General features: G+C 38.0%; 5 protein-coding genes. 1 reads left to right on the forward strand and 4 read right to left on the reverse strand.

Annotation, left to right across the window (positions count from 1 at the left end; all coding sequences use genetic code 11):
* Window positions 1–597: 597 nt before the first annotated feature.
* Both OQ5_RS0103675 and OQ5_RS0103680 read right to left on the reverse strand, forming a co-directional pair.
* The gene (locus OQ5_RS0103675; RefSeq protein ID WP_016776204.1) at window positions 598–969 is read right to left on the reverse strand and encodes a type II toxin-antitoxin system HicB family antitoxin; all 372 of its coding nucleotides are present in this window, start codon (window positions 967–969) and stop codon (window positions 598–600) included.
* The gene (locus OQ5_RS0103680) at window positions 966–1,208 is read right to left on the reverse strand and encodes a type II toxin-antitoxin system HicA family toxin (protein ID WP_016776205.1); all 243 of its coding nucleotides are present in this window, start codon (window positions 1,206–1,208) and stop codon (window positions 966–968) included. The genes OQ5_RS0103675 and OQ5_RS0103680 overlap by 4 nt, the downstream gene beginning before the upstream one ends.
* Window positions 1,209–2,417: 1,209 nt before the next feature.
* Between OQ5_RS0103680 and OQ5_RS20185 the strand changes: the two genes are divergently transcribed.
* Window positions 2,418–2,852, forward strand: coding sequence for a helix-turn-helix domain-containing protein (locus OQ5_RS20185; RefSeq protein WP_016776207.1), 435 nt, complete (start codon window positions 2,418–2,420; stop codon window positions 2,850–2,852).
* A 294-nt stretch (window positions 2,853–3,146) separates the two neighbouring features.
* On the opposite strand, the gene OQ5_RS0103700 is transcribed toward OQ5_RS20185, so the two are convergent.
* A complete protein-coding gene (locus OQ5_RS0103700; RefSeq protein ID WP_016776209.1) occupies window positions 3,147–3,845 on the reverse strand; it encodes a hypothetical protein in 699 nt (232 codons plus the stop codon).
* Between the two features lie 15 nt (window positions 3,846–3,860).
* Window positions 3,861–5,328, reverse strand: a 1,468-nt coding sequence (locus OQ5_RS23380) for a glycoside hydrolase family 19 protein (RefSeq protein WP_044107452.1), incomplete at its 5' end; no start/stop codon positions are given.

The following is a 5,328-nucleotide window of genomic DNA, read 5'->3' on the forward strand; positions in this document are numbered from 1 at the left end:
GAAAACTTATGAATAAAGCAGGCTAAAGGTATCTTTGTTTGATGTGAGTATTTTTTTTGTCTCTGCTCAAAAGTTGCTGATAATATGGTATTGCGCAATGTAAAACAACCTTGAGCTGGGCGTCGGGATAGCGGCTGCAAATAGCACAATATAATGGAGCGGTTTGCGGATGCTGTGGGCACTCACCGTCTACGATTACGACCGAGGCCGTAGCCTGGAAGGTGACGAAGGAACCGGAAAGACGCGTGGCGTTTACGCTGACCCCGATTTAGTGTTTTGTTGGCTCCGGTTTTCTCGGAGCCTTACAAACACTTGCTCGGGATGACAAAGGCGAACCGAGGGGGTTAACAGACGAGCCTAATACAGCAGCGATTGGATTTTTTAGCTTTTGCCTGGAGGCACGGAAGGTAAATGCCAAAAAATATAAAGGAGTTGCCATGAGGAGGATTGAGGAGCGCAAAAGGCATGACAGCCTTGTGAAGAACGAGCAAACTTTGGCAGACGATTCTGTTTTATACCTTAAAAAATAAACACAGGATAAAACAGTGCTGTACGGGCTGACCTCGCTTTTGCTGACGATTGACGACGAACACCGCTTTACCGGCTTGTGCGGTGGGATTTCTTCCTGGCAGAGGATTCTTTAAAAACCCTTTCCCGGATAGATTCAGCAACAAAATTGTTTAATGACATTTTATCTTCCATGGCCAATAAAGCTGCTTTTTGATGCAGTTCTGATGATATTCTTACGTTAAAATTGCCTTTAAATGGTTTTTCCGGTGTAATACCCTGGCTTTCACAATCAGCTAAATAAATGTTTATCGCTTCTCTAAAATCTTCTTCAAGTTCTTTTCCTGTTTTCCCTTCATAAGAAATAAGCCCTTTAATGCCAAGAACCTTACCGTAAAGCAAATCATCTTCTTTGCTATATTCAATACTGCCTGTGTAGCCTTTATATTCTAAATGTTTCATAACCCTAATACCTCTTTAATTTGTTTCAACTGATACCTTTTCATAATCCCCGATGGATGTGGCTTGTGTAGCATTATCGGGACACCTTCCGGATTCATAAATTTCACCCTTGAAACGGAAGTCTTTCCTTTCTTTACTTCTTTAAAGCCAAAATACCCCAGGAGTTTGACCATTTCATCATAATGAAAATCAGATGGCATGGTTAAAAACCGGGCTATTAGTTTCTCTTTTTTACTCATACGCAAATGTAACTATATTTAGTTACAAAATCTATACCTTTTTTATTTCAACGGATGATATTTTCCCATCTCTTCAGCATATCACCCAAAACGTTCGTCCTGTATCTTTCCGCAGAGCTTACATATCAGTACTATAATCCCGATAAACAAACATCCCGTGAGAAAATATCAGCTCAATTTACCACCTGAAAAGGAAGTTCAATCCACCATTTTGATCTTTAAATTGATAACCTGTGGACATTTTATCTTTGAAGATAAAAAATATCCGGCTCCCATCTGACTTTTTAAGGGGAAATTCAATAAGTTCAATCGCATTGCTTTTAGCTGGTAATTGAAAACTACAGCGGTTTGAGCGACGAAGTTACAGACTTCGCGGAGCGGAGGGCAGGGTATAAAACAGGCTTATAAATGTAAACCAATCCGTTTAGTATTGGTTTTCCGTTTTCTTTTCTCCAAAATAATCCGAACTATACTTTATTAAGTAAAACAAAGACATGACAGTAAAAACTATACCTGCCAAAGTAAAAAACCACGCCATCCAATAAGGGGGCTGATAATTCATTACCATTTTATTGTTAGCTGTCAGTTGTTTTATGTAGACATTGTTCGGTTTTGTCCATACCATTATAGAATCACCAACACTGTATGGGTGATTTTCAATCACCTCTCTTTCTTTATCTCAGTCAGTATAGAAAACTTTATTATCAACCTTAATAAAGTAAACCTCTCTTTCTAAATCCACAGCCTCAGAATAATATATCGTATCCCCAAATGAAGACAAAACCCCATTATGCACTTCCAAGTCATTAGGTGTCTCTGGTATTTTATTAAACATTGGTATCCCAACAATTAAAGCACCCCCCGCTCGGCAAAGTCTATGACTTCGTCGTTTTACTCCTGTAGTCTCCAGACTACCTTTTTAAACAATCTTTGCAGGCAATCTCAGAATATCTACAACCAGATAACTACTTAAACCGCCATAATTTCGAGCCGATGAATATAAGTAGTCTTCAGGATTTTGAACAATTCTTGAGCGTAACGGATTGTTATGAATCCCGTGAGAAAATATCAACCCAATTTACGACCTGAAAGGTTAGGAAGTACAATCCTTTCTGATCTTTGATTCGATAACCGGTGGACATGGAATAAATATTTTATCTTTAAAGATAGAAAACATCCGATTTTTATTTTACTGTTTTTGGTGGAAATATGACCAATTTTATCGCGATGTTTTCTGTGGTAGTTAAAAACTACAAAGGTTTAGACGACGAAGTCACAGACTTCGCCGAGCAGGGGGAACTTCGCCGAGCAAGGGGGAACTTCGCCGAGCAAGGGGAAGAAAAAGGACTAAAAAGGGAAGATGTAGCAAAGAAGCTAGGAACCTCTGGTGCAATTATTGGCCGCTACGAACGTAACGAAAGAACTCCCAACATTGATATTGCAAAAAATATTGCAGAAGCCCTTGATGTTAGTTTAGATTACTTAGTTGGAGATACGACTGCATTACTTAAAGATAAAAAGATGCTCTACCGGCTTGAAGTGCTGCAAAAAATAAAACCCGATTATAAAGAACGTATTTTATACATGCTCGATTTAATGCTTAAAGATGCTCAGAATAATTCCTTGCAAGAAAAATTAGCCTAACTATAAACCGCCGGTTACAAGCTGGCGGCATTCGAATGGCGTTTTTTTATTATAATCTAATCTAAGACAGCAACTTATTTAAAATCATCAAGGGTTTTCGGGAATTTTAGATTTTCAATTCCCTATATTTCAATTTCCAAATTAATTAAACTCTTTTCAGGGCTATCGGGGAACTAAGAAACTTGGACAAAAAGACTTTACAGCGTTTAGAAGATATTAGCAAGCTACCAGCAGAAGACCGCAATAATATTTTCTACACTCTTGATAATCTCATTAAGGCTGCTAAGCTGAAAGCTATTTGACATCTTCTTTTTTTATCCAGCCGGTCACCAGCCGTTTTCCCAAAAACTCTATTTTTAACCAGTCTCCCTTTTCTTCCAGCACGGTGGCAACGTCCCCTTTGATTAAGAACATTTTTGTGGTCGTGCCCGGTTCGCTGTAAATAATGCTTTTGTCCACCTGGACTTCTTTTACTTTAATATCCAGGTACTTTTCTATGTAATCCTTATCATCCTTTTTGCCACGGTTATAAAGAAGTTTAAGCGCAAAGCTTGGTAAGCGTTCTATTTTGATAAATTCAACTAATTTATTACCACCAATAGACATGTTATTGGCATCAATTTCAAAGTAATCAGGGACTAAAAAATTAGGATATTCTATAATCCCTTTATCGTTAATATATTCAACATCTGCAGAAACATAGTATTCTCCATCATCTTGTAAAGTATTTACATCTAGCACACCTTTTGAGACAGGGTTGTAATTTAAAAAACCATCTATCGTTTCCCAAAGCGTCAATCTTGGGGATTCTCCCATGGCGTAGCCAAAGGATAATGATTTATGCCCTTTGGTAATGGTAAAACTAAACTCATTATATTCATTCTCCCCATTATAAATATCTGCCCAAATTCCTTGCATCAATGATAATTTGTCTTGAGCAAAAAACATGTTGCTAATACTAAGGATGATTGCTGCCAATATAAACTTTCTCATATTACTTTATTTTAACTATTTTAGTGCATTAAAAGCTGCATTTGTATATTCAATTCTATGGTCTGCGCCATTGGGGCGACTTCTACCTGAGCCATTTACTATTCTTCCCACATTATCTATTGCTTCATCACTTAATCCAATATCTGCTTTTTCATTTAACCCTTGTATTTTCCAGCATACCATAGATGCTTTCATGGCAATTTCGATATCCGTTGTCAGCAGGTCAATATCTTTCCCATGGAACTCTTTCGGGTCATCGGGGTACATCTTGTTCCATTCCTCACTGATTTGCTTGTATTTGTTTTTTCCTGTTAACTGGATAAACCCTTTGCCTTTAAATTTAGAGCCGTCCTTGGTAGAAGGCGCACCATTGCCCATGCGGCAAGCATAGGTGTAATCAAACAATGCCGATTTACATATGTACTTGTCTTTTACTGTTAAGCTGTCCAGTGAAATTGAATCAGGCAGGACAGGGTTACACTCGCATAAAGTATTACTTGGACATGTGGATAATGATGTCCCGTTATAACCTTCAAATAAGTCACAATATTTCCTGTTGCCATTTCTTTTTACCTTGCCAAATACAGATTTAATACTCGCCTCGCTATAGCACTCGTTCTCATTGAGAGCTTTCATCCCTCCGGTCTCTGTACCAATCTGCCCTAAGAAATGGCTCATCCTTTGGGTAGTGTTTATATTAAAATCGCCACAATTGTCATTAATCGCTTCCATTACTTCTTTAAGCCTTGTGGTATCAGTGTTTGGGAATATTTCTTCTAATTGTGATTGAGTTATTTCGTATTTAACAGGCTCACCTAAAATACCTAAGTATTCCAGCCATTTTTCTTTGGTGTTCTGCATTTGGCTGATATCAAACTTCTCAACCTGCATTATCATGGACGGGTTGTCTTTTTCATCTTCATAAAAAGCGATTATCAAGTATTTCGTGTAAGTTTCATCACAATAGATATGTTCTTTTTTCTCTTTATCTTCCAGTTCTTTGGCATCTGCCACCTGTATCTTGGTAAAAGCTTTTGTCATTACTGTTTTATCGCCATTACCATAAATAGCTACTGGGTACTCTACATCTTCATATTTGTATTTTCCAATGTAAATGTGTTTTGGCCGTAAAACGATTTTTTCTATCTTTTCATCTTTGCCGGTTTCTTTGATGGATTTAATTATATCAGTAAATACTTCATCAGAATTCATCGCCCGGATTTTCCACCCGTCAATCCATTGCTTTTGTTCTTTTGTCCATTTCCCGGCTTCATCTTCCGTATAGGCTAAACTTAATGTGTCGTCATTCCCTTTGGCAATCGCATCTTCGATTGCTTTCTGGTATTTCATTGAACCAATGTGGTTATTATCGTAAACATGGTTAAAGAGCAAGGCATGTTGTTTGTCAACAGGTGTCCAGGTATAAGCCCCCTCCTCTTCACCTTGCGCCCAGGCAAACAGCACCCTTTCCGGGTCATGAATT

This window comes from Anaerophaga thermohalophila str. Valhall (assembly GCF_000250735.1).
In the GTDB taxonomy this organism is placed as follows: domain Bacteria; phylum Bacteroidota; class Bacteroidia; order Bacteroidales; family Marinilabiliaceae; genus Anaerophaga; species Anaerophaga thermohalophila_A.

Bases quoted from the DNA above. Each gene is read 5' to 3' on its own strand.
- OQ5_RS20185 (WP_016776207.1), top strand. From the start codon at position 2,418: ATGACCAATTTTATCGCGATGTTTTCTGTGGTAGTTAAAAACTACAAA.
- OQ5_RS0103675 (WP_016776204.1), bottom strand. From the start codon at position 969: ATGAAACATTTAGAATATAAAGGCTACACAGGCAGTATTGAATATAGC.
- OQ5_RS0103680 (WP_016776205.1), bottom strand. From the start codon at position 1,208: ATGAGTAAAAAAGAGAAACTAATAGCCCGGTTTTTAACCATGCCATCT.
- OQ5_RS0103700 (WP_016776209.1), bottom strand. From the start codon at position 3,845: ATGAGAAAGTTTATATTGGCAGCAATCATCCTTAGTATTAGCAACATG.